General features: G+C 72.6%; 20 protein-coding genes. 15 read left to right on the forward strand and 5 right to left on the reverse strand.

Annotated elements, in window-relative coordinates:
• Positions 1 to 11 precede the first annotated feature (11 nt).
• Together ABD191_RS21755 and ABD191_RS21760 are read left to right on the forward strand one after the other, a co-directional pair.
• Complete coding sequence (locus tag ABD191_RS21755) at positions 12 to 872, forward strand: polysaccharide deacetylase family protein (protein ID WP_344085093.1); 861 nt, start codon at positions 12 to 14, stop codon at positions 870 to 872.
• Complete coding sequence (locus ABD191_RS21760) at positions 869 to 1783, forward strand: FAS1-like dehydratase domain-containing protein (RefSeq protein ID WP_344085095.1); 915 nt, start codon at positions 869 to 871, stop codon at positions 1781 to 1783. Before ABD191_RS21755 ends, ABD191_RS21760 begins: the two co-directional genes overlap by 4 nt.
• A 48-nt stretch (positions 1784 to 1831) precedes the next feature.
• On the opposite strand, the gene ABD191_RS21765 is transcribed toward ABD191_RS21760, so the two are convergent.
• The 3 genes from ABD191_RS21765 to ABD191_RS21775 all read right to left on the reverse strand — a co-directional run bounded on the left by ABD191_RS21765 (position 1832) and on the right by ABD191_RS21775 (position 5388).
• A complete protein-coding gene (locus ABD191_RS21765) occupies positions 1832 to 2440 on the reverse strand; it encodes a cytochrome b (RefSeq protein WP_344085098.1) in 609 nt (202 codons plus the stop codon).
• Between the two features lie 216 nt (positions 2441 to 2656).
• Positions 2657 to 3556, reverse strand: a complete 900-nt coding sequence (locus ABD191_RS21770) for an LLM class flavin-dependent oxidoreductase (RefSeq protein WP_344085101.1) — start codon at positions 3554 to 3556, stop codon at positions 2657 to 2659.
• Positions 3553 to 5388 (reverse strand): FAD-binding protein, encoded by a 1836-nt coding sequence (locus ABD191_RS21775; protein ID WP_344085104.1) that lies wholly within the window; start codon positions 5386 to 5388, stop codon positions 3553 to 3555. The genes ABD191_RS21770 and ABD191_RS21775 overlap by 4 nt, the downstream gene beginning before the upstream one ends.
• Positions 5389 to 5477: 89 nt before the next feature.
• On the opposite strand from ABD191_RS21775, the gene ABD191_RS21780 reads away from it, so the two are divergent.
• On the forward strand, positions 5478 to 5936 hold the full coding sequence (locus ABD191_RS21780) for a MarR family winged helix-turn-helix transcriptional regulator (RefSeq protein ID WP_344085106.1): 459 nt from the start codon (positions 5478 to 5480) through the stop codon (positions 5934 to 5936).
• A gap of 33 nt (positions 5937 to 5969) precedes the next feature.
• Here ABD191_RS21780 and ABD191_RS21785 read toward each other — a convergent pair whose 3' ends face one another.
• Positions 5970 to 6551: a dihydrofolate reductase family protein gene (locus tag ABD191_RS21785; protein WP_344085109.1), complete on the reverse strand. Its 582-nt coding sequence runs from the start codon at positions 6549 to 6551 to the stop codon at positions 5970 to 5972.
• Between the two features lie 132 nt (positions 6552 to 6683).
• The gene (locus ABD191_RS21790) at positions 6684 to 7007 is read right to left on the reverse strand and encodes a cellulose binding domain-containing protein (protein ID WP_344085111.1); all 324 of its coding nucleotides are present in this window, start codon (positions 7005 to 7007) and stop codon (positions 6684 to 6686) included.
• 1328 nt (positions 7008 to 8335) lie between these two features.
• Between ABD191_RS21790 and ABD191_RS21795 the strand changes: the two genes are divergently transcribed.
• Genes ABD191_RS21795 through ABD191_RS21850 form a run of 12 tightly spaced genes read left to right on the forward strand, consistent with a single transcriptional unit; the run spans position 8336 to position 25265 of the window.
• A complete protein-coding gene (locus tag ABD191_RS21795) occupies positions 8336 to 9493 on the forward strand; it encodes a LeuA family protein (RefSeq protein ID WP_344085114.1) in 1158 nt (385 codons plus the stop codon).
• Positions 9490 to 10470 (forward strand): LLM class flavin-dependent oxidoreductase, encoded by a 981-nt coding sequence (locus tag ABD191_RS21800; protein WP_344085117.1) that lies wholly within the window; start codon positions 9490 to 9492, stop codon positions 10468 to 10470. Before ABD191_RS21795 ends, ABD191_RS21800 begins: the two co-directional genes overlap by 4 nt.
• On the forward strand, positions 10467 to 11612 hold the full coding sequence (locus ABD191_RS21805; RefSeq protein WP_344085120.1) for a CaiB/BaiF CoA transferase family protein: 1146 nt from the start codon (positions 10467 to 10469) through the stop codon (positions 11610 to 11612). Before ABD191_RS21800 ends, ABD191_RS21805 begins: the two co-directional genes overlap by 4 nt.
• The gene (locus tag ABD191_RS21810) at positions 11609 to 12991 is read left to right on the forward strand and encodes an aconitase family protein (RefSeq protein WP_344085123.1); all 1383 of its coding nucleotides are present in this window, start codon (positions 11609 to 11611) and stop codon (positions 12989 to 12991) included. Before ABD191_RS21805 ends, ABD191_RS21810 begins: the two co-directional genes overlap by 4 nt.
• Positions 12988 to 14616, forward strand: a complete 1629-nt coding sequence (gene leuD, locus ABD191_RS21815) for a 3-isopropylmalate dehydratase small subunit (protein ID WP_344085126.1) — start codon at positions 12988 to 12990, stop codon at positions 14614 to 14616. The genes ABD191_RS21810 and leuD overlap by 4 nt, the downstream gene beginning before the upstream one ends.
• Complete coding sequence (gene asnB, locus ABD191_RS21820; protein ID WP_344085129.1) at positions 14565 to 16424, forward strand: asparagine synthase (glutamine-hydrolyzing); 1860 nt, start codon at positions 14565 to 14567, stop codon at positions 16422 to 16424. Before leuD ends, asnB begins: the two co-directional genes overlap by 52 nt.
• 52 nt (positions 16425 to 16476) lie before the next feature.
• Entirely contained in the window at positions 16477 to 17811 is a 1335-nt protein-coding gene (locus tag ABD191_RS21825) for a lysine N(6)-hydroxylase/L-ornithine N(5)-oxygenase family protein (RefSeq protein WP_344085132.1), read from the forward strand.
• A 19-nt stretch (positions 17812 to 17830) separates the two neighbouring features.
• Positions 17831 to 18502 carry an FMN-binding negative transcriptional regulator gene (locus ABD191_RS21830; RefSeq protein ID WP_344085135.1) on the forward strand — a complete coding sequence of 224 codons (672 nt, stop codon included), beginning with the start codon at positions 17831 to 17833 and terminating at the stop codon, positions 18500 to 18502.
• On the forward strand, positions 18499 to 20208 hold the full coding sequence (locus ABD191_RS21835; RefSeq protein WP_344085141.1) for an acyl-CoA dehydrogenase family protein: 1710 nt from the start codon (positions 18499 to 18501) through the stop codon (positions 20206 to 20208). Before ABD191_RS21830 ends, ABD191_RS21835 begins: the two co-directional genes overlap by 4 nt.
• On the forward strand, positions 20205 to 21548 hold the full coding sequence (locus ABD191_RS21840; RefSeq protein ID WP_344085144.1) for a condensation domain-containing protein: 1344 nt from the start codon (positions 20205 to 20207) through the stop codon (positions 21546 to 21548). The genes ABD191_RS21835 and ABD191_RS21840 overlap by 4 nt, the downstream gene beginning before the upstream one ends.
• The gene (locus ABD191_RS21845) at positions 21541 to 23391 is read left to right on the forward strand and encodes an AMP-binding protein (protein WP_344085147.1); all 1851 of its coding nucleotides are present in this window, start codon (positions 21541 to 21543) and stop codon (positions 23389 to 23391) included. The genes ABD191_RS21840 and ABD191_RS21845 overlap by 8 nt, the downstream gene beginning before the upstream one ends.
• Positions 23388 to 25265 carry a condensation domain-containing protein gene (locus ABD191_RS21850; protein ID WP_344085151.1) on the forward strand — a complete coding sequence of 626 codons (1878 nt, stop codon included), beginning with the start codon at positions 23388 to 23390 and terminating at the stop codon, positions 25263 to 25265. Before ABD191_RS21845 ends, ABD191_RS21850 begins: the two co-directional genes overlap by 4 nt.
• Positions 25266 to 25272: the final 7 nt, after the last annotated feature.

Below are 25272 nucleotides of genomic sequence, written 5' to 3' on the forward strand. Positions count from 1 at the left end.
AGGAGCAGAACATGTCGTGGATCCCGCACGCGTTGCCGGCGGCCCTGCCGCCGCTGGCCCCGATGGCCGGCGCCGGACTGATCGTGATGCCGGTACTCAACGTGGAGTCCTGGCCGTTCGACCGGCCGATGCCCCGCAAGGTGCTCACCGGGCCGCACGGCCGCGACGACGTACCCGACGTGCCGAACTTCAGTTGGGTCGACTACGGCCTGCGGGCCGGCGTCGAGCGGCTGGTCACCGGGTGCGTCGAGCGTGGCCTGCCGGTCGGGCTCAGCGTCAACGCCGCCATCCGCGACGACTATCCCGCCGTGTTCGACCTGCTGCTGCGGACCGGGTGGGAGTTCATCGCCCACGGGGTACGCCAGGAGTCGGTCACCGGCGCCGCCGACGAGCGTGAGGTCATCGAGGCGTCGATGCGCATGCTGACCGAGGGCACCGGGGTACGCCCCCGCGGCTGGATGGGCCCCGGCCTGGCCGAGACCATGCGCACCCCGCAGGTGCTGGCCGAACTCGGCGTCGAGTACGTGCTCGACTGGTCGGTGGCCGACTATCCCCTGTGGATGAGCACCGAACCGCCGCTGCTGGCGCTGCCGTACAACCTGGAACTCAACGACAGCGTCGTCATCGCGGTCGAGCGGCAGCCGATGCCCGAGTACCAGCGGCGGGTCCGCGAGACCGTGGCCGTCCTCAAGGCCGAGGCGGGCCGGGGTGCCCGGGTGCTGGCCCTGCCGCTGCATCCGCATCTGCTCGGCGTACCGCACCGGGTCCGGGGCCTGATGACCCTGCTCGACGAGCTGGCCGCCGACCCCGATGTGACGTTCGCCGGACCGGGGGCCATCGTCGACTGGTACCGCGCGCAGGTGCCGTCGTGACCGGGCCGTCGGGCACCCCGGCGGCACCGGACGCGTCACGTCCGCCGCAACCGGTCACCGTTGCCGAGACCGTCCAGCCGGCGCCGGTGCACACGTTCGCCGGGCTGCTCGACGACGGGCTACCGACCCCGCACGCCGGCGATCCCCTCCCGCCGTTGTGGCACTGGGTGGCCCTGCCGAGATGGCCGGCGGCCGGCGACGTGGGTCCGGACGGCCACCCGGTCCACGGCGTACCCCCGCATCCGCCGGGCTTCCCGCGCCGGATGTTCGCCGGCGGCACGGTCCGGCTGGTGTCGCCGCTGACCGTCGGCGACACCGTGCACCGCACCGTCCGGGTGCTGTCGCAGACCCGCAAGAGCGGCCGGCAGGGCGAGTTCACGCTGGTCACGGTCGAGACCCAGCTGACCGGTACCGACGGGCGCCTCGCCGTGCTGGAAACCCAGGACATCATCTACCGGCGGGCCGCCGGACCCGGCGCGACGACGACCGCGGCGCGCGAACCGCTGCCGCAACCCGACTTGGTGTCCGGGCTCCTCGACAGCACCGGCGACGGCACCTGGCGCCTGCGTACCGATCCCCGGCTGCTGACCCGGTTCAGCGCCGCCACGGCCAACGGGCACCGCATCCATTACGACTGGCCGTACGCCACCGGTGTCGAGGGCTATCCGGGGCTGGTCGTGCACGGCCCGCTGATGACCCTCGCCCTGCTGGAGACGGTACGGCTGGGGGAGCCGGAGCGCCGGGTGGTCGTCGTGGAACACCGCAACCACCGGCCGTTGTTCTGCGGGCAGACCGCCGAGATCAGCAGCGTGGCCGAGTCGGACACGACCTCGACGCTCACCATGTCGAGCCTTGGCGTCGACGGCCGGCCGGTCGTGCACACCACGGTCCGGGTCCAGTACGCGCCCTGAGCCGGGACAGCAGACCAATCCACCGATCATGAGCGTTGTGTCGGGTGATCACAGCATGCGGCGCAGCAGCCTGCGCCGCGCGACGAGCCCGACATGGGCGGCCAGGGCCACGAAGAACAGGACGTGCGCCGCGATGTGCAGCGGTACCAGGCCGCCGCCCACGAACACCAGCAGAAGCCCGGTCGCGGGCATGACGATCAGCATCGTCAGCAACGAGACCTCGCTCGCGTGCAGCCAGCGGCGTTCGCCCGCGGTCAGGTGCGGCGCCCACGGTGGAAGCGGCGTCGCCCGACGCCAGGCGAGTCGTACCAGCGCCACGGCGATGATCAACAAACCCAGCATCACATGAACGGGCAGCAGGCCGCCACGCTCCCCGAAGCGTTCGCCGCCCGGAAAACCCACGCCGTCCGAGGGACGCTCACCGAATGGGGCAGGCTCCCCGAATGGGGGACGCACGCCATCCGGGAAGCGCTCACCACCCTCCCCCCGCCGGTCGGGCTCGACCGGCGAACTGTCGCCTCCCCGGCCAGGGCCGCCGCCAGCGCCGGCGACCATCGTGTACCCGACGACAAACTGGGCGGCGACGAGCATGACCGTCAGCCAGTGCAGAGACTTGGTGATCAGGCCATAGCCGTATGTCCCGTTCAACAGCGGCATAACGAACTCCCATCACGCCCAAGCCCGTTTACTGATCGAGATTGGTCAAGGACCACCGAGCAGCTTCAGATTGTGCTCGGTGTTTCGTTTCCGAACGCGTGTAACGGTGACATTTGACCCGTACGTGCCTGGAAGGTGGTTTCGGTCGGACGCTGTCCGCCACCGTTGTCGCGGAGAGCGTCCGGACCTGGCGATGCCAGGCCTCAGGTTCTCGTCTCAGCCTCGCTCGCGCCGGACGAGGTCCCGGACCGCCGGGGCGACCTCCGCGGCGAGCCGCTCGGCGACGGCGGGGTCGTCGCCGCCGACGATGAAGGCGGTGATGCCGTGGGTGAGGGCGAGGTCGGCGAGCTGCTCCACCCACTGGCCGGGCGGGCCGTCGAGCATGCCCTGGGACGTGGGGGAGAACCGTACGTTCATGAAGTTCATCAACCGACGCACCGCCGCCGGGTCACGCCCGGCCCGCGTCGCGGCCTCGTCGATGCGCGCGTTGAGGCCGGGCAGCGAAGCGACGCCTTCGGGCAGGTAATCCAGAGTCGGCAGCCAGCCGTCGGCGACCGCGCCGGTGAGCGCCAGCATCCTGGGCTTGTAGGCGCCGACCCAGATGTCGATGTCGTGGGCGGGCCTGGGTCCCCGCTTCGCGCCGGCCATCGGGTAGTACGGGCCCTCGTGGCGTACCCGGCCGGTGGCCTCCGTGTTCCACAGGTCGCGGATGATCGCGATGGCTTCGCGGAGGGCGTCGACGGCCTGGCTCGCGGTGAGCCGCCGCCCGCCCATGGCGGCGATGGCGTCCCAGAACGCACCCGCGCCGAGGCCGAGCTCGAAGCGGCCGCCGCTGAGGATGTCGAGCGAGGCCGCGGCGCGGGCGAGGACGGCCGGCGGCCGTAGCGGCAGGCTGAGCACGTTGCCGCTGAGCCGCACCCGTTCGGTACGCGCGGCGGCGTACGACAGCAGCGTCCAGGTGTCCAGGAACGCCGGCTGGTACGGATGGTCCTGGAACGTGACGAGGTCCAGGCCGGCCCGGTCGGCGGTCACCGCCAGGTCCAGTACGTGCTGGGCGTTTGTCGCGCTGGGTGTCACGAACAGGCCGAACAGGAGGTCGTGTCCGTAGTCGGTCATCGGGTGTGCTCCTCAATGGGGTCCGGGTCGATGGCGAAGTTGTCCCGGAACAGGTTGTCGGGGTCGTAGCGGCGCTTCAGGTCCCGCAGCCGGGCGAGTACGGGCGGCGGGAACGCGTCGCGCAGGCGCTGCGGCCGTACGTCGGTATCGAAGCTGAGGTAGAGGCCGTCGAAGTGGCCGGCGAGCCCGTCCCACGCGGTGTTCAGCCTGGCCTGGTCCCCGCCCATCGCGGTGACCTGAAACGCCGGCGTACGGTGCGCGAACGCGGTCTCCCCGGTCGGTACGTCGGCGATCGCCCCGCCCATCGTGCGCAGCTGGAAGAAGTAGACCAGCCCGAGGCGCAGCAGCCGGGCGGCGTCGCGGGCGAACGCGTCGGTGAGCTCCGGCAGGAAGGCCGACCGGGCGACCGGCTCGCCCACGCCCTGGTGGCCCTCGGCGCCGACGTCACCGGCCAGGCCCATGACGTCGGCGTACGAGGTGAGCACGACCTGCTGCTGGGCGAGCAGGCCCAGCTCGGTGAACGGGGTAAGCCGCTCGACGATGATCTCGGGGTCGCGCTGGTCGACCATCGCGTACAGCTGGATCACGGACTGACCCTGGCGGGGCCGCCCGGTCACCAGGAACACGGTGGTGTCCCGAGGGGCCGCGCTCGCCAGTTCGCCGAAGCGGCGCAGGCTGGCCTCGAGGTCGGTGCTGACGAGCGCCAGTTGGGCCCAGCCGACCTCGCGCACGTCGCTGGCCTCGAACTCGAACGCCGTGGCCACGCCGAAGTTGGCGCCGGCTCCCCGTACGGCCCAGAACAGGTCGGGGTTGTCCGCCGTGGTCGCCCGTACCGGGCTGCCGTCCGCCAGGACCAGCTCGACCGCGCGGAGCCGGTCGATCGTGAGGCCGTACCTGCGTGACAGGAACCCGATGCCGCCCGCGGTGGCCAGCCCGCCGACCCCGACGCCGCCGTAGTCGCCGGAGCCGAGCGCCCAGCCGTACGGGTCCAGCGCCGCCGCGACCTGCTTCCAGGTGGCGCCCGGCCCGATGCGCACGAGCCGCCGCCCAGCGTCGAGGATCTCGATCGTGTTGAGCGCGCCGACGTCGATCACCAGCCCACCGTCGTTGGTGGAGCGGCCGCTGATCCCGTGGCCGCCGCTTCGTACGCCGAGGGGCAGGTGCCGGTGGCGGCGGGCGAACGCGATGGCGTCCGCGACCTCGGCGGGCGTACGGGGGCGCAGGACGAGTCCGGGCGAGCCGCCCCTGAGATAGGTCGACGCGACGCTGCGGTACGCCGCGTCACCGGGCTCGATAGCGACGTCCGCCAACGACGCCGGGACGTGGTCGTAGTCGATGCCCTCGCGGCGGCGTGCCCGGACCGCCGCCGATCGCTCCTTCGAGGCACCGTCGCCGCCGACGAGTTCGGCGAGACGGTCAACGTCCTCGCGGGACCGCGCGGGTACGACGACGGGGGTGCCGGCCGCGGCCAGGCTGCGGAGCTGGTCGGCGGTGGCGTCCGCTGGCGCGACGACCCAGCCGGATTCCCCGGTGATCAGCCTGGTGCCGACCAGTATGTCCAGGCTCCGGTGCGCCTTCGCGACTATCGCCGGGTACGCCTGCTCCGGGTCGGCTGGATCGGCCGTGACCGGTGCGGGGGCCACCCCGATCGGGATGTGTCTGGTCCGGCCGGCCAGCCAGACGGCGGTCGTCCACGGATCCAGCCCTTGATCTTCCCCGCCCTGGATCACCACGAGGCTCAGCGCGGCCGACTCCGCCTGCCGCGCCAGGTCCAGCAGTGTTTCCGGATCGCTGCCGGAGATGCCCAGCGCGATCCCCACCTCGATGGCCATGCGCCATCCTTCCCGCCATCCATCTGATCAACAAATCATATGTAGCACAGATGATCTGCTTAACAATGGAGGTGGGCTATTCTGTTCCCATGACGGAACCGGACCTTGGTTGGGCGCTAGGAACGCTGCTTCGCGCGTACCGCGAGAGCCTTCCACCCACGATGGGCGAGTTTCCGCATGGTGTGCGGGGCTACCAGACCCTGTGCGAGGTCGTCAGCCGGCAACAGCCCAGCCAACTCGCGCTGGCCAACCGGCTCGGCATCGACCCCACCGTGATGACCTACCTCATCGACGATCTGGTCGCGGCCGATCTTGTCGAGCGCCGGCCCAACCCGGCCGACCGCCGGCAGCGACAGATCATCGCGACCGCCGGTGGGCGCGAGGCGATCGCCACGCTCTGCGGGCAGGTGACGGCCGCGGAGGCCGTCGTCCTCGCCGCGCTGGACGAAAAGGAGCGGCTGGACTTCCGCCGGCTCCTGCTCAAAGCGGCGTGCGGCCACGCCGACAACTCGACCGACGGGTGCGAGGCCGGTCACCCTGACGCATAGATAAGGTCAGCCGGACCATAGGGGACCGCATCGTCAACGGCGTACCCGGTAGCGCAGGTGAAGCACCCGGTTGCCCTGCAGCGCAACGTCAGGATCCTCCAGCATGTGCTGCGCGTGGACCGATCCGAAGTAGCGCTTGCCGGCCCCGAACACGACGGGTACGACGTCCATGCGCACCTCGTCGATCAGACCGGCGGCGAGCACCTGGCCACCGACGTCGCCAGCCGCGACCTCGACCGTGCGCTCGCCCGCGAGCTCCCGCGCCTTGGCCACGGCCGCCTCGACCCCCTCGACGAAGTGAAACGGCGCCTCGGGGTCCCAGCCCTCGGGCGCCGGCCGGTGCGTCACGACGACCACGTGGGCAATCCCGCTCGGCGGCTTCCCGTCCCAGCCGTCCGTCATGTCGAAGACGTGGCGGCCGACGACCGTCACCCCGATCTCGTCCCAGTACGGCCGGGTGTAGTCATAGGACGTCTGCGACACCTTCAGCATGCCGCTGTCGTCCAACGGGACATCACCGCTGGACAACCAGTCGAACAACGGTCCGGGCTGGTCATTCTCGTCCGCGATGAAGCCGTCCACCGACACCGAGCTGTACATGACCACTTTGCCCACGGGGATCTCCTCTGTTTGGGGGACGCCCCAAACTAGCGTGTCGTGAGCTGGCTCTCTCGGAGGAGATCAATCGGCCGGCGGCGGAGCGAGCTCCTGCTCCTGTCGGGCGCGTCACCGGTCGATGATCTGTTGTCAGGACATGACGCAGGCGCGTCCGTTGACCGTGCATGACACCGACGTGGGCGCCCTCTGGTCCGAGATGTCGAACTGTATCCGCAGCGTCTGGTTGCTTCCCGCGGCCAGCGGGGCGCTGGCGGTGAAGGACCAGGCGTTGCCGGTTCGGCTGACCTTGGGCGATGGCGCCCCGTCGACCCAGGCGGCGGCGTTCGCCGTGATTCCGGTGCCGTAGCTGAGCAGGACGGTCCAGGTCTGCTTGCTGGCAGTGCCGTTGCGGAGCAGCACCGAGGCCTGGAAGCGTCCTGTCCAGACGACGTCGAGTGAGTAGGTCCCTGCCATGGTCGCGGTGGTGGGCTTGGTGGCGGTCGGGCTGGGCCGGGTCGCGGTGGGGCGGGGCGCGGCGGCGGGCGTGGGAACCGGCCGGGCTGCTTGCGTGGTGGTCGGGGCCCTGGTCGGCGAGCCTACGGCACCGCCAGCTCTCGGGCCCGGAGTCCCGCCCCGCGTCGGCGTTCCGTTCGTCGGCGTTGCACCTGTTGGCGTTCCGCTCGGCGGCAATTCGCTCGGCGGCGTTCCGTCCGACGGGTCTGGGTTCGTCGGAGACGCCTCGGACGGTGGGACCTCCAGCGGCGCTGTCGGGACGTACGCGGCCGTCGGCGCACCGTCGCCGGTCACCATGTCGGCTGGACCTTTCTCGCGACCCATGTCGGTCAAGGCCCACGCGCCGCACGCTATGACGAGCACCACGACGGCGATGAGTGCCAGCGGTCCGGGCTCGCGCGGGAACCACGGCAGGCGCCGGTGCGCGTCCTGCTCCTGCCTCACCTTCGCTGCGGAATGTCTGCCCACGGCCAAACACGCTCTCCGATCCGTCAGCGGGCGTGCAACTGTACGTCGATCACTGCCTCGGTACGGAAGCCTATCGATACCGGGACGCTGATCGCCTGGCTCAGGTGCCCGCCACCATCCCGGTCGGCCGGTCGCTGGTTGAGGCCTTCCGTACCCGCCCGGCGGTGCGATGAATTCCGGCCCCGGCATCTGGCCAGACGTGGTAGGCGTGCGCGATCTCGGGCGTCCCGCCGGGCTCGGCCGCCCGCGGGAAGCGCCAGAGTCGAGGTCCATCCGTACGGTCCGTATATCGACGGGCAGCTTACCCGAATCCCATGTATAGCCGGGCGCCGATTACGGGACAGCTGATGTTCTCCACGCCTGTGACAGGGGTCACAGTCCTAGGACTTTCCCACCTTCCTTGTTAATGGCGGGAGGGCCGAATGGCGAAGTCGATGACCGCTGCTCTCATTATGTGGACCACGTGACTATTCGTGGCGGGCCGGCGATAGGTCCTAGGACCGTTAGCCGATCCGGATGGCCAATTCCCGTTGGATACGCAGCTCTGAGTAATGCTCCACAGTCCTAGGACCCCGGGAGCCAGAATGAACGATCGGTGCTGGCCAAGCCGCCCGTGACGCTCTCCATTAATGATCTCTTGTCTGTGGCGGGATCGACCATGTATGTTTCTCCGAGTCCACGGGGAGTATGACGAAGTTCAATGGTCATAGTGCGTCGGCGCGACCTGTCAAACCCCACTTCTGCGTGGATCGACGCATGTCATACATGCGTCGCTACGGGTTGCGCAAATGCATTATCAATGGCTATTTCTGGGGGATGTTGTGACGCTCAAGTCTGTGCTCGATACGACGTTGCGGGACGGCGAGCAGGCGCCCGGAAATGAAATGCCGATCGACCGGAAGGTCGGCCTCTTCGAGCTGATCGACGCGACCGGGGTCAACTACATCGAGGTCGGCTTTCCCGCGTCGTCGCCAGCGACCCACGAATTCGTGCAGGAGGTGTCGCGGCGGTCGTCGCGCGCGGCGGTGACCGTCTTCGCACGCGCCACTCCCAAGGACATCGACACCGCGCTGGACGCGGTCCGGTCCGCGGAGCGCTTCCAGTTGCAGCTGCTCGTCACGGGCTCGGAGATCCACGCCGAGCACAAGCGTGGGCAGACGTGGGAGGAGGCGCGGGCCGAACTGGTCGAGGCCTGCCGCTACAGCCTGCAGGCCGGCGTGCGGGACCTCTCGGTCGGCCTGGAGGACTCCCTGCGGGCCTCGCCGGAGTACCTGCGTCCCATGGTCGAGGCCGGCCTGGACGCCGGCGCCACCCTCTTCGTGCTGGCCGACACGGTCGGCGGCTGCGTACCCGAGGACGTCGCGGCGCGGGTGCGCGCGGCCCTGCACTGGGTCGGCGACGCCGCCGGCGTGACCCTGCACTGTCACAACGACCTCGGGCTCGCCCTCGCCAACGCCGTCGCCGGCCTGCAGGCCGGCGCCGCGGGCGTCCAGTGCACCCTCGCCGGCATCGGGGAGCGCACGGGCAACACCCCGCTGGAAGAACTCGCCGTGCTCACCCACTACCGGGGCGAGACGCTGGGCTTCCGCACCGCACTCGATCCGCGACGGTGTGTCGAGGCGGCCAACGCCGTCCTCGACGTGATCGGCGAGCGCCCGTGGAAGCACAAGCCGCTCCTGGGCGACCTGGCCTTCTCGACGGCGGCCGGGATCCACGCCAAGGGGATGATGAACAACCCGGTCTGCTACGAGTTCGTCGACCCAGAGGTCGTCGGGCGCGAGCGGCGGATCCTGCTCGGCGGCGCGTCCGGCCGGGCCAACCTTCGCCACGTCGGCTCGGCACTGGGAATGTCCATTTCGGACGACGTGCTCGAGCGCATGTACGAGCGCTTCTCGCTTGACCCCAGCCCCGCGCGGTACAACCAGCCGGAGCAGTTCACCCAGCTGTACCGCGACTCGTTGCGGGAGACGGCGCGGTGACGGACACGGCCTCCCGCCTGACGCTCGGCCTGCACCTTCCGCTGTTCGACCTCGGGTACGGATCACCCACTCTGACGGGCGACGACCTGAGCGGGCTGCTGGAGGTGGCCGAACAGCTGGGCGTTCAGGAACTCGCGGCGAGCGACCACGTCGCCTTTCGGGTGCCCTGGCTCGACGGCCTGGCGGCGCTCGCGTTCGCCGCGGCGCGGCTGCCCGGGCGGCGGCTCGTCACGGCCGCATGCCTGCCGACCGTGCGCGGACCGGCCGTCACGGCGAAGGCCCTGGCCGCCATCAGCCGGCTGGCCGGCAGCCCACTGATCGCCGGCGTGGCGGCCGGCTCGTCGCTGCGCGACCTCGACCTGGCCGAGGTGCCCGCGCACCAGCGTTGGGAACGGTTCGAGGACGCGCTCGGCCTGCTGCGGGCGAGCCTGTGCGACCCGGCGCCGGGCACCTACGACGGCAAGTACTACCGGCTGGACGACCCGCTCACGCCGGGGCCCGCCCCGGGATCCGAGCTCTGGGTGGCCTCGTGGGGGTCGCCCGCGGGCGTGCGGCGCGCGGTCGAGTTCGGCGACGGCCTGCTCTTCTCGGCGTACATGGCGGATTCGGACTCGATGGCCCGCGCCGTACGGCTGGCCCGGCAGGCACGGGCGGAGCGCGCCGGGCAGGCGCCCACCGATCCGTTCGGGTTCGCCGCCTCCACCTGCTTCCAGCACGTCACCGACTCCGCGGCGGAGGCCGACCACCTGATCGACGACGTGCTGTCGAACTTCCTCCAGGTGGCGCCCGCGGACCTGCGCCGGCGCACCCTGGTCGGGTCCCCCGAGCATTGCGCCGAACGGCTCATGGCGTTCGCCCGCGCCGGGGTCCAGCGGCTCTACGTGCTGCCCGTCGGACGCCCGGACGAGCAGCTCGCCCGCCTGCAGGACACGGTCTTCCCGCTCGTCGCCGCGTCCGGACTGGAGGTGGGGTGGTGAGCGGCGCAGCCCTCGACGGACTGCTGGTGCTCGACCTGTCGGTCATCCTGGCCGGCCCCACGGTCGGGCGGATCTTCGCCGACCTGGGCGCCCGGGTGGTGAAGGTGGAGCGGCCCGGCGCCGGCGATCCCGTGCGGTCCATGGGCCGCCCGGTCGGCGACGGCGGCAGCGCGTGGTGGGCCTACGTGGGCCGCAACAAGGAGACGGTGAGCCTCGACCTCGCCGACCCGACCGACCGCGCACACCTGCTGCGACTCGCGGCCGCCGCCGACGTCCTCGTGGAGAGCTTCCGGCCCGGGACCATGGCGGGCTGGGGTCTCGACTACGACGATCTGGCGGCGGTCAATCCCCGGCTGGTCGTGGCGCGCATCTCCGGCTTCGGAGCGGGCGGCCCGCGCGAGGGCTGGCCGGGCTTCGGCACGCTCGCCGAGGCGTACTGCGGCTTCGCCGCGCTCAACGGAGACGCGGACGGGCCGCGGCTGCCACCCACCGGGCTGGCGGACTCGGTCGCCGGCCTGCAGGCGACGGTGGCGGTGCTGGCGGCCCTGCACGAGCGGCAGCGCAGCGGGCTCGGTCAGCTCGTCGAGGTCAACCTGTACGAGCCGCTGCTGGGTGTGCTCGGCGGGCACGTGGTGCGCGACGCCGCCGCCGACCCGGATGCTCCGGCGGCGCGCGGGCACGTCCGCGGCATGTTCGCCGCGGCCGACGGCGGCTGGGTCGCCCTGTCGGCGCACAGTGAGGCCACCGGCCGCGCGGTCGCCGCGCTGCTGGGGCTGGCCGAGCCCGGCGACCGGGGTGCCGTGCGCGACCCGGCCGAGGTGCACGACCGGCTCGTTGCCTGGATCGCCTCGCGCCCCCGAGAGGTCGCGCTGGCCGGACTGCTCGCCGCCGGGATACCGGCGGTTCCCGTCCTGACGGCCGCGGACCTCGCCGCGGACCCGCACGCGACGGCGCGGGGGTCGCTGACCGCCGTCCCCGACGGGGTCGGGGCGGTGCTCATGCCCGGCATCGGCATGGACTTTTCCCGCAGCCGGCACACGGTGCGGCACACCGGCCGGCCGCAGCACGCGGATCAGGAACGCGTACTGGCCGAGTTCGCGGCCGGGCGTTCCCCGGAGCAGATGGCGGAGGCACGGCGATGAGCTCAACCACCTACACCGACGCGGTCGTTGACCGGGCCACCCGCCACCGGGACGGGCCCCGCCTGCTGCTCTCGGTCGACCTGCACGTCCTGCACGAGGTGTCCTCGCCGCAGGCGTTCACGATGCTCGCGGACCGCGCGCTGCCGGTGCGCGACCCGTCCCGCTCGGTCGGCATTCCCGACCACGTCGTGTCCACCGTGCCGCGGCGTACCGGCAGCGACGACCCGCGCGCGCAGCGCATGCTCGACGTGTTCTCCACGAACCTGGCCCGCACCGGCATCGAGGAGATCCCGCTGGACAGCGCGGACCACGGCATCGTGCACGTGTCGGTCAGCGAATCGGGCCGGGTGCTGCCCGGGCAGGTGGTGGTCTGCGGCGACAGCCACACCACCACCCTGGGCGCCCTGGGCGCGTTGGCCTGGGGCATCGGCACGTCCGAGGTGGCGCACGTGCTGGCCACCCAGGCGGTGTGGACCCCGGTGCAGCCCGTCGTCGGGCTGCGCGTCACCGGCACTCCCGGTCCGGGCGCGGGGGCCAAGGACGTCGTCCTGCGCGTGTGCGGCGAGCTGTCGCCGCGCTGGGGCGTCGGCCGCCGGATCGAATGGAGCGGACCCTACATTGACGGAACCTCGATGGCCGAGCGCTTCACCTTGTGCAACATGGCGGCCGAGCTGGGCGCCCGGTCGGCGCTCATCCCGCCGGACGAGACCACCTGGGAGTACCTGGCGCAGCGGCTCACGCCGGAGCGGCTGGCCGGGGCGCGCGCCGCGACCGAGGAACTGACGCGGGCGGTCACCGCCGCGCCGGTGGCCGCGACCGTGGACGTCGACGGGCTCGCCCCGCAGGTCTCGTGGGGCACCAACCTGTCCCACGTCGCCGACGTGGACGGCCGCGTACCGACGAGTGTGCCGGACGACCAGCGCCGGGCCTTCGAGGCGGCGCTGGCCTACGCGGGCCTCGCGCCCGGGCAGGAGCTGAGCAGCGTCGAGGTGCAGCACGCCTTCGTCGGCTCGTGCACCAACGGGCGCATCGAGGATCTGCGCGCCGCCGCCGCGGTGGTCGCCGGGCACCGGGTCGCGCCGTCCGTACGCGCGGTCGTCGTGCCGGGCTCGCGTCGGGTCGCCCAGCAGGCGCAGGAGGAGGGCATCCGCGACGTCCTGGTGGGGGCCGGATTCCTCTGGCGCGAGCCGGGCTGCTCGTCCTGCGTGGCCATCAACGGCGACACGATCCCCCGGGGCGAGCGCTGCGTGTCGAGTTCCAACCGCAACTTCGAGGGTCGCCAGGGCGCGGGCGCCATCACCCACCTGGCCAGCCCGGCGACCGTGGCCGCCTCGGCCATCACCGGCCGGCTGGCCCACCCCGGCGAGGTGACCCGATGACCCGCATCGAGGCCAGGGCCATGCCGCTGGGCCGTGACTACGTCGACACGGACGTGATCGCGCCCCAGTCCGAGCTGCTCGTTGTCGACAGCGCCGGCCTGGCGGACGCCGCCTTCCTGACCTGGCGCCGAAACCCCGACGGCACGCCGACGGACTCGGTGCTCAACGACGCCCGCTACCAGGGCGCGCGCATCCTGATCACCGGCGACACGTTCGGCTGCGGCTCCAGCCGCGAGCACGCCGTATGGGCGCTGCAGGGTCTCGGGTACGAGGCCGTGCTCGCGGTCGGCTTCGGCGAGATCTTCGAACGCAACGCCGCCCGCAACGGGCTCGCGCCGGTGGTCGTGTCCCGGGAGACCCTCGATCAGCTCCTGGACCAGGTGCGCGAGGACCCGACCGCACTCCTCACCATCGACCTGGCCGAGGGGACCGTGACCGCCGGCGGGGTCGCCCACGAGGCGACACTGTCGGCGGACGCGCACCGGTTCGTCGTCGAGGGCTACGACGAGATCCGCCAGACGCTGGCCATTCTCGACGAGGCCCCCCGGCCGGCGGCGCCGGAGCGGCCGTGGAACACCTTCCCGGACGGGCTGCTGGCGTCCTGGCACGAACGGGCCGGCGTGCGGGCGATGCCGCACCGGCTGCTCACCGAGGAGCTTGAGAAAGGGCTGAGCCTCTTTCCCCGCAAGCTCATGCCGTACCTGGACCATCCGCTCGTCGCGGAGCTGCCCATGGAACGGCAGGAGGAACTGGTCGCTCGCCGGCTCTACGACTACCTGTTCTTCGTGGTGAACCTCGAGGCCCAGGTGGTCAACCGGGGGACCCGGATCGTGGCGCTGGACGAGCTGGAGCTCGGGCTGCCCCAGCAGCTGCGGCTGGACGGCTGGAAGATCTACTGCGACGAGGCCTACCACGCGGTGTCCGGCGTGGACCTGCTCAACCAGGTGGAGCGCGCCAGCCGCATCCCCGCCCTGCCGTACGACTTCGCGCCGGTGATGGACCGGCTGCGCGCCGCGGGTCGCGAGCTGGGCGCGGTGCTGCCCGGGCTCGACCACCTCCTGGAGGTGGTCGTGTTCGAGACGGTGGTCACGGAGCTGCTGACGGACATCCCGCTGGACGAGACCGTGGTGCCCACGATCCGGCAGGTGGTCGCCGACCACGCGGCCGACGAGCGCGTCCATCACGCGTACTTCTCGGTGTTCTTCAACAGGTTGTGGGGTGTGCTCGAACCGCGGCAGCGCGAACTGGCCGCCCGGAGCCTGCCCGCGATGATCACCGCCTGCCTGGCGCCCGATCTGAGCGCCGTGCGGCGCAGCCTGTCGGCCGCCGGCCTGAGCGCCGCGGCGGTCGACCAGACGATCGGGGAGACCTACCCGACCGAGCGGATCCACGGTGACATCCGCCGCGCGGCCCGCAAGACCATCCGCATGTTCCTGGCCCACGACGTCGTGGACCTGCCCGGTGCGGCGGACGCGTTCGAGGCCGCCGGGCTGCTGCCCGCGACCGCGCGCGGCGGCAATCCACCCTTGCCTCGCGGGGCGGCCCCCGAGAATCACAGAACGGAGTTGAGCGTATGTGCGGGATCGCTGGTCTGGTCGACTTCCGAGAGCGGGAGGGCGACCTGACGGACATCCTCGACAGGATGTGCGGCTCGTTGCACCGGCGCGGCCCTGACGACCAGGGGACCTGGGTCCGCGGCGGGGTCGGGCTCGGCCTGCGTCGGCTGTCGGTCATCGACCTGGCCGGCGGCCGGCAGCCCATGGTGTCCCGCGAAGCCGACGGGCGCGACGTCGCCCTGGTGTACAGCGGCGAGATCTTCAACTACGTCGAGCTGCGCACCGAACTCGTGGGACTTGGGCACAGGTTCGAGACGTCCAGCGACACGGAGGTCGTCCTGCGTGCCTACCTGCAGTGGGGACCCGCGTGCGCGGAGCGGTTCGTGGGCATGTTCGCCTTCGCGGTGTGGGACGGGCGGACCGAGGAACTCGTCCTCATCCGCGACCGTTTCGGCATCTACCCGCTGTACTACGCGGAGCTCGACGGCGGCGTCGTGTTCGGTTCGGAGCTCAAGGCGCTGCTGGAGCACCCGAGGGTCGCACCCGAGGTGGACCTGGACGGCTTCCGCGCGGTGATCACGTTCGTGAAGCGGCCGGAGAACGGCATCTTCAAGGGCGTCCACGAGATGCTGCCGGGCACCATCCGCCGGATCGGTCGCGGCGGCTCGCAGCAGATCACCTACTGGACCCTGCCGGCCCGCGAGCACACCGACGACCTCGACACCACCGTCGCGACGGTGCGCGAGCTGCTGGAGGAGAGCGTCCGCAGCCAGCTGATCTCCGACGTGCCGGTCGGCGTGTTCCTCTCCGGCGGCCTGGACTCCAGTGCGATCGCCGCGCTGTCGGCGCGGGTGATGCGCGAGAAGGGCGAGGGGCCGCTGCGCACCTTCTCGGTGGACTACGCCGGCCACGCCGACGACTTCACCCCCGACGAGGTACGCACGACGCCGGACTACCCGTTCGTGGCCCGCATGGCGCAGCACCTGGGCGCCGACCACACCCGTGTCGTCGTGGGCACCGACGAGCTGATGGACCCGGCCACCCGGTCGGAGGTCCTCATCGCCCGCGACCACCCGACCTCCCTGGGCGACCTCGACACGTCGCTGCTGCTGCTGTGTCGGCAGTTCCGCCGCTCGTGCACCGTGTCGCTGACCGGCGACGCGGCCGACGAGCTGTTCGGCGGGTACGCCTGGTCGCACGACCAGCACTACTACACGGCCGGCACGTTGCCCTGGCTGGAGTTCGCGCGCCGGATGGTCGGGCGCAACCAGCTGCGCAACACCGCGCTGCTGCGCGAGGACCTGGTCAAGGAGCTCGACAGCGACACCTTCGAGCGTGACCTCTACGCCGACATGGTCGCCGGGGTGCCCACGCTCGCCGGTGAGAGCGACACCGACCGCGGCGCCCGGGTCATGACGCACCTCAACATGACCGGGTACCTGCGCATCATCCTCGACCGCAAGGACCGCGTCGGGATGGCGGCGGCGCTGGAGGGCCGCGTGCCGTTCTGCGACCACCGGCTGGTCGAGTACGTCTACAACGTGCCGTGGGCGATGAAGACGTTCGACGGCCGGGAGAAGAGCCTGCTCCGCGCCGCCGTACGCGACCTGCTGCCGGCGTCGGTGCTGTTCCGCCAGAAGGCCGGGTACCCGCCCACCACCGACCCCCGGTACAACGACCTGCTGCGGGAGCGGGTGTCGGCGCTGCTGGCCGACACGTCGGCGCCCGTACGCGAACTGCTGGACCTCGACGTGGCCCGGGCCTACGTGAAGGACCCCGACGGCCCGACGGCCTCGGTCGTCAACCGCTTCAGCATGGAAATGGCGCTCTACCTCAACGACTGGTTCGACCGGTACGGCGTCCGGCTCGCCTTCTGAGCAGGTCGTCCCCGGTGAATCAGCGTCCATGACAGAAGGGCACGCAGTGGTGATGAACGGTCAGTACGGCGATCCCGAGACGATCGATCTGATCGGCGTCGGGTTCGGGCCGGCCAACCTGGCGCTGGCGATCGCGCTGGAGGAGCAGGGCCGGTTGCGCGACCTCGGCAGCGCCGGCGGCCGGGTGCGTTTCGTGGAGCAGCAGGCTCAGTTCGGCTGGCACCGCGGAATGCTTCTCGACGGCGCGCGGATGCAGATCGCGTTCCTCAAGGACCTGGTCACGATGCGCAACCCGCGCAGCCGGTACAGCTTCCTGACGTACCTGCAGGAGCGCGGGCGGCTGGTGGACTTCATCAACTGCAAGAACTTCTTTCCCAGCCGGGTCGAGTTCCACGACTACCTGGAGTGGGCCGCGGCGCGGTTCACGGACGTCGTCGAGTACGGGTCGGAGGTCGTCCGCATCGAACCGGTGACCGCCGGGGACGGCATCGACCAACTGGACGTGGTGGTGCGCCGGGTGGACGGCAGCGGGCTGCGCCGCCACCGCGCCCGCAACGTCGTGTTCGCGGCCGGCCTGCAGCCGTGGGTGCCGGCCGGCGTGGCGCTGTCCGACCGCGTCTGGCACAGCTCGGAGCTGCTGCACCGTCTCGGCGACATCAAACCGGACGAGATCCGTACCGTGTTGGTCGTCGGGGCGGGGCAGAGCGCCGCGGAGGTGACGGGCCACCTGCACCGGGTGTGCCCGAACGCGCAGGTGCACTCGGTGTTCTCCCGGTTCGGCTACTCGGTCGCCGACGACAGCCCGTTCGCCAACCGGATCTTCGACCCGGACGCGGTGGACGTGCACTTCCAGGCCGAGCCGCAGGTCCGCGACATGCTGCGCCGCTACCACGACGGAACGAACTACTCGGTGGTCGACCTTGATCTGATCACCGAGCTGTTCGAGCGCAGCTACCAGGAGAAGGTCGCCCACGACCAGCGGCTGCACTTCCACAACGTGTCGCGGGTGACCAGTTGCGAGCAGACCCCGATGGGCGTGGACGTCACGGTCCACAACCTCGCGCTGGGCTGCGCGTCCACCTTCACGTGCGACATCGTCGTGTTCGCCACCGGGTACCGCCCCGTCGATCCGCGCGACCTGCTGGAGCCGGTGCTGGAGCACTGCCGGCTCGACGAGGAGGGCGGCGTGGACATCGGCCGCAACTACCGGGTCCGCACCAAGCCCCAGCTGCGTTGCGGCATCTACGTCCAGGGCGCCGCCGAGCGCAGCCACGGCCTGTCGTCGGTCCTGCTGTCGAACGTGGCGGTACGGGCGGGTGAGATCGCCCAGGCGCTGACCGAGAGCCTGCGCCACCCGGACGAGTCCCTGGCGACCGCGCCGCGCTGAGCAAGACGAGGAGGGCATCGTGTTCGTTCCAGACCATTACCGCGTCGACGACGGCGAGCGGGTCCGTCGCGTCGTCCGCGAGAACCCGCTGTGCCAGTTGGTGTCCAACGGGCCGTGGCGACCGCTCATCACCCACCTGCTGTGCATCGACCCGGAACCGGGACCCGAACTGGTGGGCACCACCCTGCTCGCGCACCTGAACCGGGCCAACCCGCACTGGGGGGCGCTCGCCGACGGCGACCCGGCCACGCTGGTGTTCTGCGGTCCGCACGGCTACGTCAGCCCCACCGTGTACGACATCACGCCGGCCGCGCCGACGTGGGACTTCATCACCGTGCACGTCCACGGCACGGTGCACCCGATCGAGGCCGGGGACCCGACCCTCGAGGTGATCCTCGAGACGGTCCGCATCTGCGAGGAGCGCTTCGGTACCGGTTGGGACCCCGGCCCGTCGATGGAGTACCTCCGCCGGATCCTGCCCGGGGTGGGCGCGTTCGGCTTCCGGGTCCAGTCGGTCGACGGGCACTTCAAGCTCAGCCAGGAGCTCACCCAGGATGTGCGGGACCGGCTGGTCGACAGCTTCCGGCGGTCGCCGTCGACGCTGCTGCACGGCCTGGTCGACCACATGGGCGCGGCCGGGCTCGTGCGCGGCGCGGACCAGGCGGCGTCCGTGTCCGCGGGCGAGCGATGACCGCGACCGCGCTGCTGGCTGCGGGGACGACCAGCGTGGTGGCGAGCCTGACCGGCGGCGCCGTCCCGTGGCACGCCCTGCATCCGTTTCCCGTCCAGGACCGCGCCGAGGTCGAACTCGGCGACGACGCGGCGCGGCGGATGATCAGCGTCCTGCGGGACGTGGTCGATCCGGTCCGCGCCGAGGAGGCGGGCACCTGGCCGGCGGGGTTGCCCGCCGCGCTGCACGCCGCCGGACTGCTGCACCTGGTGGGCCCGCCGGCCGTGGGCGGCGCAGGGCTGTCGCCGCTGAACACCCAGCGGGTGCTCACGGCCGCGGCCGGCTACTGGCGACCGGCGGCGTTCATGCTGGGGGTGCACAACGGGATCGGCGCGCCGGCGGTCGAGCCGCTGCTGGGCGCGGGCCCGCTCGGCGAGCACGTGCGCGCCCGGCTGCGGGCCGGTGCCGTGACCGGCATGGCCGACACGGAGCCCGAGGGCGCGGCGAACCGCGACCGGTTCACGCGGGCCGAGCCGACCGCCGACGGCTTCCGGCTGACCGGCGACAAGTCCTACATCGGCAACGCCGCGGTCGCGGACCTGCTGCTGGTGACCGCGCAGCACGGCCGCCGGCCGCGCCTGTTCGTGGTGGACCTGCCGGCGCCGGGCTTCGCGGTGGTGGCCCGGCACGAGTACCCGGGCCTGCGCGGCTACGTCAACGCCGCGGTGCGCTTGCGCGACGTGCCGGTGCCGGCCCACCAGCTGGTACCCGACGACGGGGACCGGATGTCGCCGGCCCTGGTGTCCATGCTGGCCGCCGGCCGGCTGCACATCGTCACGCCGGTTGCGCTGGCCTCGGCCCGCGAGTGCCTCACGATCACCCGGGCGTACCTGGGCCGCCGACACGTCGACGGCGTGCGGCTGACCGGTTACGAGGAGCCGCGGCGGATGACCGCCGAGGCGATGGCCGACGGCTTCGCGCTGGAGACGGCCGCCCGGTGGGCGATGCTCGGCACCGATCGCGCCCACCTGGTCGCCGACCAGGCGGTCATCAAGACGGTCAGCGCGGAGCTGGCATGGCGGGTCGCGGAGCACACCATGACCACGACGGCGGCGCAGGGCTGGGAGCGCGCTCGCAGCAAGGCGGCCCGCGGGCTGCCCCGCGAACCGGTCGAGCAGATCCACCGCGACGTGCGGGGGCTGCGCATCGCCGGGGGAACGGAGGTACTGCTGCGCCAGCGCACCGCCACGGCGGTGGCCCTCGCGCCGCGCTACACCGGCCGGGTGCCGGCCGCGGACAGCGCCGCGCCGGCCGCGCGGGCCGACCTCGCCGGGCGGCTGTCCGCCACGAACGCCGCCCACCTCGACGGGCTGGAGCACGCGGCGGCACGCGTCGCCGCGTTGCTCGACCGGGCCGTCGCGGCCCACCCCGACCCGGCCGCCCTGGCCGCGCGGCAGCGGCTGGTGACGCTGACCGGCCGCGCCATGGAAGACCTGCTCACCACGGCGTTGACCCTGGCCCGTACCGGATCCGCGGCCGCGGCGGGATATGACACGCAGGACCTGTGCGACCTGCACAGCCGACGCGCGCTGCGCCGGTTGGCTGTCCTCACCGAGGACCTCGACGCCGAGCTGCGCCGTACGCCCGACGGGGTCGACGAGCGCGTCCCCGCCTGGGTCGACGGCGCCCAGCCGGCCGACGCCCTCCTTGAGGGAGCGGGCGTATGACCGCGTCGATCGCCACGGACCTGTCCAGCGCCCAGCGCCGGATGTGGTTCAGCGAGCGGCTCGCCCCCGCCGACCCCGGCTACCGGGTGCAGCACGCCTGGCACGTGCGCGGAACGCTGGACCGCGCGGCGCTGCGCGGCGCGGTCGATGAGCTCATGCGCCGCCACGACAGCCTGCGTACGGTCTACCGGTCCGACGCCACGGGCGTGTACTCGTTCCCGCGCGCCGACTGGCCCGACCCGGTACGCGACGACTGGCCCGCCCTCGCGGGCGACGACGACACCGGGCGGGCGGCGCTCGCCGACTGGGTGTACGAGCGCCGGTGCCAGCGCATGGACCTGGGCACGGGACCTCTCATGGCGGTGGACGTGCGCGCCGTGGGCGAGGCCGGGTTCCTGGTCCTGCTGACGTTTCACCACATCGCCGTGGACGGTGTCTCGCTCGGCATCCTCGTGACCGAGCTGGCGCAGGCCTACCGCGCGCTCGTCGAGGGCCGCGAGCCGCGGCTGCCGGTCGCGCCGGCGCACGCCGACGTCGCGGCGGCCCAGGCGCGCCGCTGGCGGCGGCCGTTGGACGTGGACGACGCCGCCGCGCTCGGCGCGTGGCGCGGCGTCCTGGCGGGCGCGCCCGCCGCGAGCCGGCCGCGACCCGACCGCGCGGGCTCCGGCCCGGCCGGCGCCAACGTCGTGGACGTGTTCGTCGACCCGGCCGACGCGCAGTGGTGGCGCGCCCGTGGCCGCCGGCACGGCTGTACGCCGCTGATGTCCTTCCTCGCCGTCCACGCGGCCGTGCTGGCCGCCGCTGCCGGCACCGACGAGGTCGTGATCGGGCTGCCCTGGGCGGGGCGGGACGAACGGGTCCCCGACGGCGTCGTGGGATGCCTGGTCAACCTGCTGCCCATCCGGATCACCGCGCCGCGCGCGGCCACGGTCGACACCCTCCTCGCGCACGTGCAGGACCGCTGCCTGGCCGCGTTCGACCACGCCGACGTGCCGCTGGAGGAGATCGTCGCGGCGAGCGGCGTGGGCCGGGAACCGGGTGTGGCGCCGCTGGTGCAGACGACGTTCAGCCTGGGTGCGCGCCCGCCCGTACCGGACCTGGCGGGCCTGACGGTCGCGCCGTACCGGATCGAGCCGCGCTGCGTGCGCCTGAACCTCGAACTGCACCTGCACCCCCGGGCGGGCGGCCTGGAGGGTCACCTGCTCACCGACGCGCGGCTGTACTCGGCCGCGGCCACCCGCGACCTCGCCGATGCGTTCGTCCGTGCCGTCGCCGCCCGTGAGGCCGCGCTGGACGTCACGTGGCACCGCTGGGCCCCGAAGGAGGAACACCATGGCTGATCAGGAATGGATCAGGACCCTCACCGGTATCTGGCAGGACGTGCTGGGTCTGGACGACATCGCCCCGGACGAGCACTTCCTCGACCTCGGCGGCGACTCCATGGTGGCCACGGAGGTGGTCACCCGCGTGCGGACCGCGACCGGCGAGGCGGTGAGCGTCCGGTCCCTCTTCGACCATCCGACCATCGCCGAGCTGGCCGAGTTTCTGGCCGCCCGCGGCGGCGCCGGTGCCCGCCGGTCGCTGTGGGGCGGCCCCAGCGACCCGCCCTCCCTGGTCGCGGTTCTGCGCGACACCGCCCACGCGTGCCTGGACCAGCACGCCGTCATCGACGGCGACCTCGTCCTGAGCTACGCGCAGCTGTTCGGGTGGGCCCGCGACATCGCCGCCGTACTGGGTTCGCACGGCGTGCGCCCCGGTGACCGGGTCGCGGTGGCCTGCCCGCGCGGCGGTGCGGCCGTGGCGTCGATGCTCGCCGCCATCGGCACCGGCGCGGTGTACGTGCCGCTCGACCGCGAGTACCCGCAGCGTCGGCTCGCCCACATGGTGTCCGACAGCGCGCCGGTGGTCGTGCTCGACACGGACGGCGCCGCGGGCCGGCGCGCCACCGAGGGCCTGTCGCCGGCCCCGGCCGTGGTCACCGTGCCCGACCCGGCCGGCGTGCGCCCTTACGATCCGGTCGCCGACGGGGGCTGGTGGTGGCGCCCGGACGACCGGCCCGGGGACCATCCCGTGTACATCATCTACACCTCCGGCTCGACCGGCTGGCCCAAGGGCGTGCCCGTGGCCCACGAGTGCCTCGACACCATGGTCGAGTGGCAGGCCACGTTCTCGCCGGCGCCCGACCTGCGTACGGCGCAGTTCGCGCCGCTGAACTTCGACGTGTTCTTCCAGGAGACGCTGGGCACGCTGTACGGCGGCGGCACGCTCGTCGTCGTGCCCGAGTCGATGCGCCGCGAGCCGGGTGACCTGCTGCGGCTGCTCGGTGACCACCGCGTCGAACGCCTTTTTCTCCCGTACGTGGCGCTGCAGATGCTCGCCACGGCGGCCACCGGCGAGGACCTGCGCCGGCTGACGCTGGTCGAGGTCAACGTGGCCGGCGAGCAGCTGGTCTGCACGCGGGCCATCCGTGCGCTGTTCGCCGCCCTGCCCCGGTGCCGGCTGGTCAACCACTACGGCCAGAGCGAGTGCGCGATGGTGACCGCGCACATCCTGGGGTCCGATCCGGCGGCCTGGCCGGACCTGCCGCCGATCGGCCGCCCGCTGCCCGGCTGCGAGGTGTTCGTCGATCCCGTCGACGGCGACCCGGCCGTCGGCGAGCTGCTGGTCGCGGGCCGTCCTGTCCCGGCCGGCTACCTCGGGCGGCCGGAGCTGGACGCGGAGCGGTTCCTGGCGATCGAGCCGTCGGCACACGGGTCGCGGCGCGCCTTCCGCACCGGTGACCTGGTGCGGTTGGACGGCGACGCGCTGACGTTCCTCACCCGCCGCGACGACGAGGTCAAGATCAGGGGAGTACGGGTGAACCTGCTGGAGATCGACAGTCAGCTGCTCGCCGACCCGGACGTGGCGTCCGCCGCGAGCGTCGTCGTGACGTCGCCGTCCGGTGCCCGCTCGCTGCGCGCCGCCGTGGTGGCGACCCGGCCCGAGGACCCGCCCGCGACCGGGCGGCTGCTCGCCGCGCTCGCCGCGACGCTGCCCGAGGTGTCCGTGCCGGCGTCGATCACCGTGCTGGCGGAGCTGCCCCGCACCCCCAGCGGGAAGATCGACCGCGACGCCGTGGCCCGGCAGGTGGCCGAGAACCTGGCCGATCGCCGCGCCGCCCGGACCGCGACGGTCGTGGGATGAGCGTCACCGCGGTCGCCGGGCGGCCGGCCACCTACGCGCAGCGGGCCATCTGGCTGGAGCAGCAGAGCGACCCGACCGCCCTGAGCGCCGGCTACTTCGCCGTCACGCTCACCGCGGCAGGCAGGCCGCTGCCGGACACCGCGGCCTTGCGGGCGGCGGCTCTGGCGGTGGTCGGGCGGCACGCCGCGCTGCGGTCGGTCCTGCGGCTGGGGGAGGACGGGGTGCTGCGCGAGACGGCGCTGGAGCTGCCCGGCGCCCTGCGCTTGCGCACCGACGACCTGCCCTGCGCGCCCGGCGCCGAACAGGCGACGGTCGCGGCGTGGACGGCCGAGCACGAGGCCGGTCGCCAATGGGACCTGGAGGGCGAGCCACCGATCCGGTTCCTGCACCTGGTCCATGCGCCGGACCGCAGCAGCCTCGTCTTCTCGGTCCACCACGTGGGCTTCGACGGGCGCAGCAAGTTCGTGGTGGCCCGCGACTTCGCCCATGCGCTCAACAGCGTCCTGCGCACCGGGTCGGCCGTGCTGGACCCGGTGCCGCGGCTGGTGCTGCCCGAGGCCGACGATCGGACCTGCGCCGAGGCGGTGGCGTACTGGGCGGAGGTGCTGCGCCGCCAACCGGAGCCGCTCGCGCTGCCCGAGGGCCGCCACCCGGGCGCCGACACGGTGCGCGGCACGCCCGAGCGGCGCCTCGACGAGGATCTGGTCGAGCGGCTGCGCAAGCGGGCCAGCGAGGCGGGGACGAGCCTGTTCACCCTGCTCATGGCGGCGGTGACCCGCCAGCACCTCGAGTACGGCAACGAGATGGTGCCCCTCGCCGTCGCCGCCGACGTCAGCGACGAGGCGACGCGGGAGATCGCCGGTATGCAGGTCAACGTCGTGCCCGTGGCGCTCGACGGGCTGTCCGGCGTGGACAACGTGGCGCTGCTGGCGTCCGCCGCGCGGGCCGCCGGCCGGCTCGCCCGGTACCGCCGGGTGCCGTTCAGCCTGCTCACGGGCCGGCTGGCCCGGCCGGGAGCGGCGCGCCGGCTACTGACCCAGGTGGGGCTGTCGTTCCCGCGCCCGCCCGTGGGTCTGTCGGTGGACGTCGACGGGGTGCAGACCCGGTGGACGTTCCTGACCCCCAACACCTCGACGACGTTCGAACGCACGCTGCAGTTCCGGCGCGGTACGGACGACGCGGTGCTGCGGCTGGACTACCGGCCGCACCGGATGGGCCCGGCGGAGGCGACGGCGTTCCTGGACGACGTGTGCGTGGTGCTGGAGGAACTGGCGGGCCACCGTCGTACACCTTCCACTGTGGAGGTTCCGTTCCACGATGTGGACGGCACGCGGCTCGGCTGGTTGGCGCCCGCCGACGACCCACGCGACCCGCCCGTCCTGCGTCCCGCGGGCGGCAACCGCTGGCGGATCACCACGCCCGCGGGTAACCCGCTGCGAGCGGGCGTGGCCGGCGTGCTCAGCGTGTCGGACGGCGGCGGGTCGGCGCGCCCGCTGCCGTGGACGGCGCGCGCCGACGCCGACGGAACGGTACGGTTGCTGGGGCCGTCAGGCCGCCGGTGGCTCGCCACCGATCATGGCCTGCTTGACGTCCCACTGTTGGAACGCGTGCTGCGCGACCTGCCGGGCGTGTGCGACGCGACCGTGACCGCCGAGACCGGGCGGGGCGGCGCGCTCGTCGCCGTGGCGGTCGTGCGGGTCGATGCCGCGGCGTACCCACCGCCGACCGTCGCGCGCGTTCGAACGCACCTGCGCGAGCGCGCCAACGGGGCCGACATCCCGACCCGGATCCGGCTAGTCCCCGTGCCCGCCGACCACGCGGCACGGGGGCCGACAGCGCGCGGCCAACCACCGGTCGCCCAGGTCGATCGGTGACCGTCCG

Origin of the sequence: Luedemannella helvata, from assembly GCF_039528415.1 — a bacterium.
In the GTDB taxonomy this organism is placed as follows: Bacteria; Actinomycetota; Actinomycetes; order Mycobacteriales; family Micromonosporaceae; genus Luedemannella; species Luedemannella helvata.

Bases quoted from the DNA above. Each gene is read 5' to 3' on its own strand.
- ABD191_RS21765 (WP_344085098.1), bottom strand. From the start codon at position 2,440: ATGCCGCTGTTGAACGGGACATACGGCTATGGCCTGATCACCAAGTCT.
- ABD191_RS21775 (WP_344085104.1), bottom strand. From the start codon at position 5,388: ATGGCCATCGAGGTGGGGATCGCGCTGGGCATCTCCGGCAGCGATCCG.
- ABD191_RS21755 (WP_344085093.1), top strand. From the start codon at position 12: ATGTCGTGGATCCCGCACGCGTTGCCGGCGGCCCTGCCGCCGCTGGCC.
- leuD (WP_344085126.1), top strand. From the start codon at position 12,988: ATGACCCGCATCGAGGCCAGGGCCATGCCGCTGGGCCGTGACTACGTC.
- ABD191_RS21845 (WP_344085147.1), top strand. From the start codon at position 21,541: ATGGCTGATCAGGAATGGATCAGGACCCTCACCGGTATCTGGCAGGAC.
- ABD191_RS21840 (WP_344085144.1), top strand. From the start codon at position 20,205: ATGACCGCGTCGATCGCCACGGACCTGTCCAGCGCCCAGCGCCGGATG.
- ABD191_RS21850 (WP_344085151.1), top strand. From the start codon at position 23,388: ATGAGCGTCACCGCGGTCGCCGGGCGGCCGGCCACCTACGCGCAGCGG.
- asnB (WP_344085129.1), top strand. From the start codon at position 14,565: ATGTGCGGGATCGCTGGTCTGGTCGACTTCCGAGAGCGGGAGGGCGAC.
- ABD191_RS21835 (WP_344085141.1), top strand. From the start codon at position 18,499: ATGACCGCGACCGCGCTGCTGGCTGCGGGGACGACCAGCGTGGTGGCG.
- ABD191_RS21790 (WP_344085111.1), bottom strand. From the start codon at position 7,007: ATGGCAGGGACCTACTCACTCGACGTCGTCTGGACAGGACGCTTCCAG.
- ABD191_RS21825 (WP_344085132.1), top strand. From the start codon at position 16,477: ATGAACGGTCAGTACGGCGATCCCGAGACGATCGATCTGATCGGCGTC.
- ABD191_RS21810 (WP_344085123.1), top strand. From the start codon at position 11,609: ATGAGCTCAACCACCTACACCGACGCGGTCGTTGACCGGGCCACCCGC.
- ABD191_RS21770 (WP_344085101.1), bottom strand. From the start codon at position 3,556: ATGACCGACTACGGACACGACCTCCTGTTCGGCCTGTTCGTGACACCC.
- ABD191_RS21780 (WP_344085106.1), top strand. From the start codon at position 5,478: ATGACGGAACCGGACCTTGGTTGGGCGCTAGGAACGCTGCTTCGCGCG.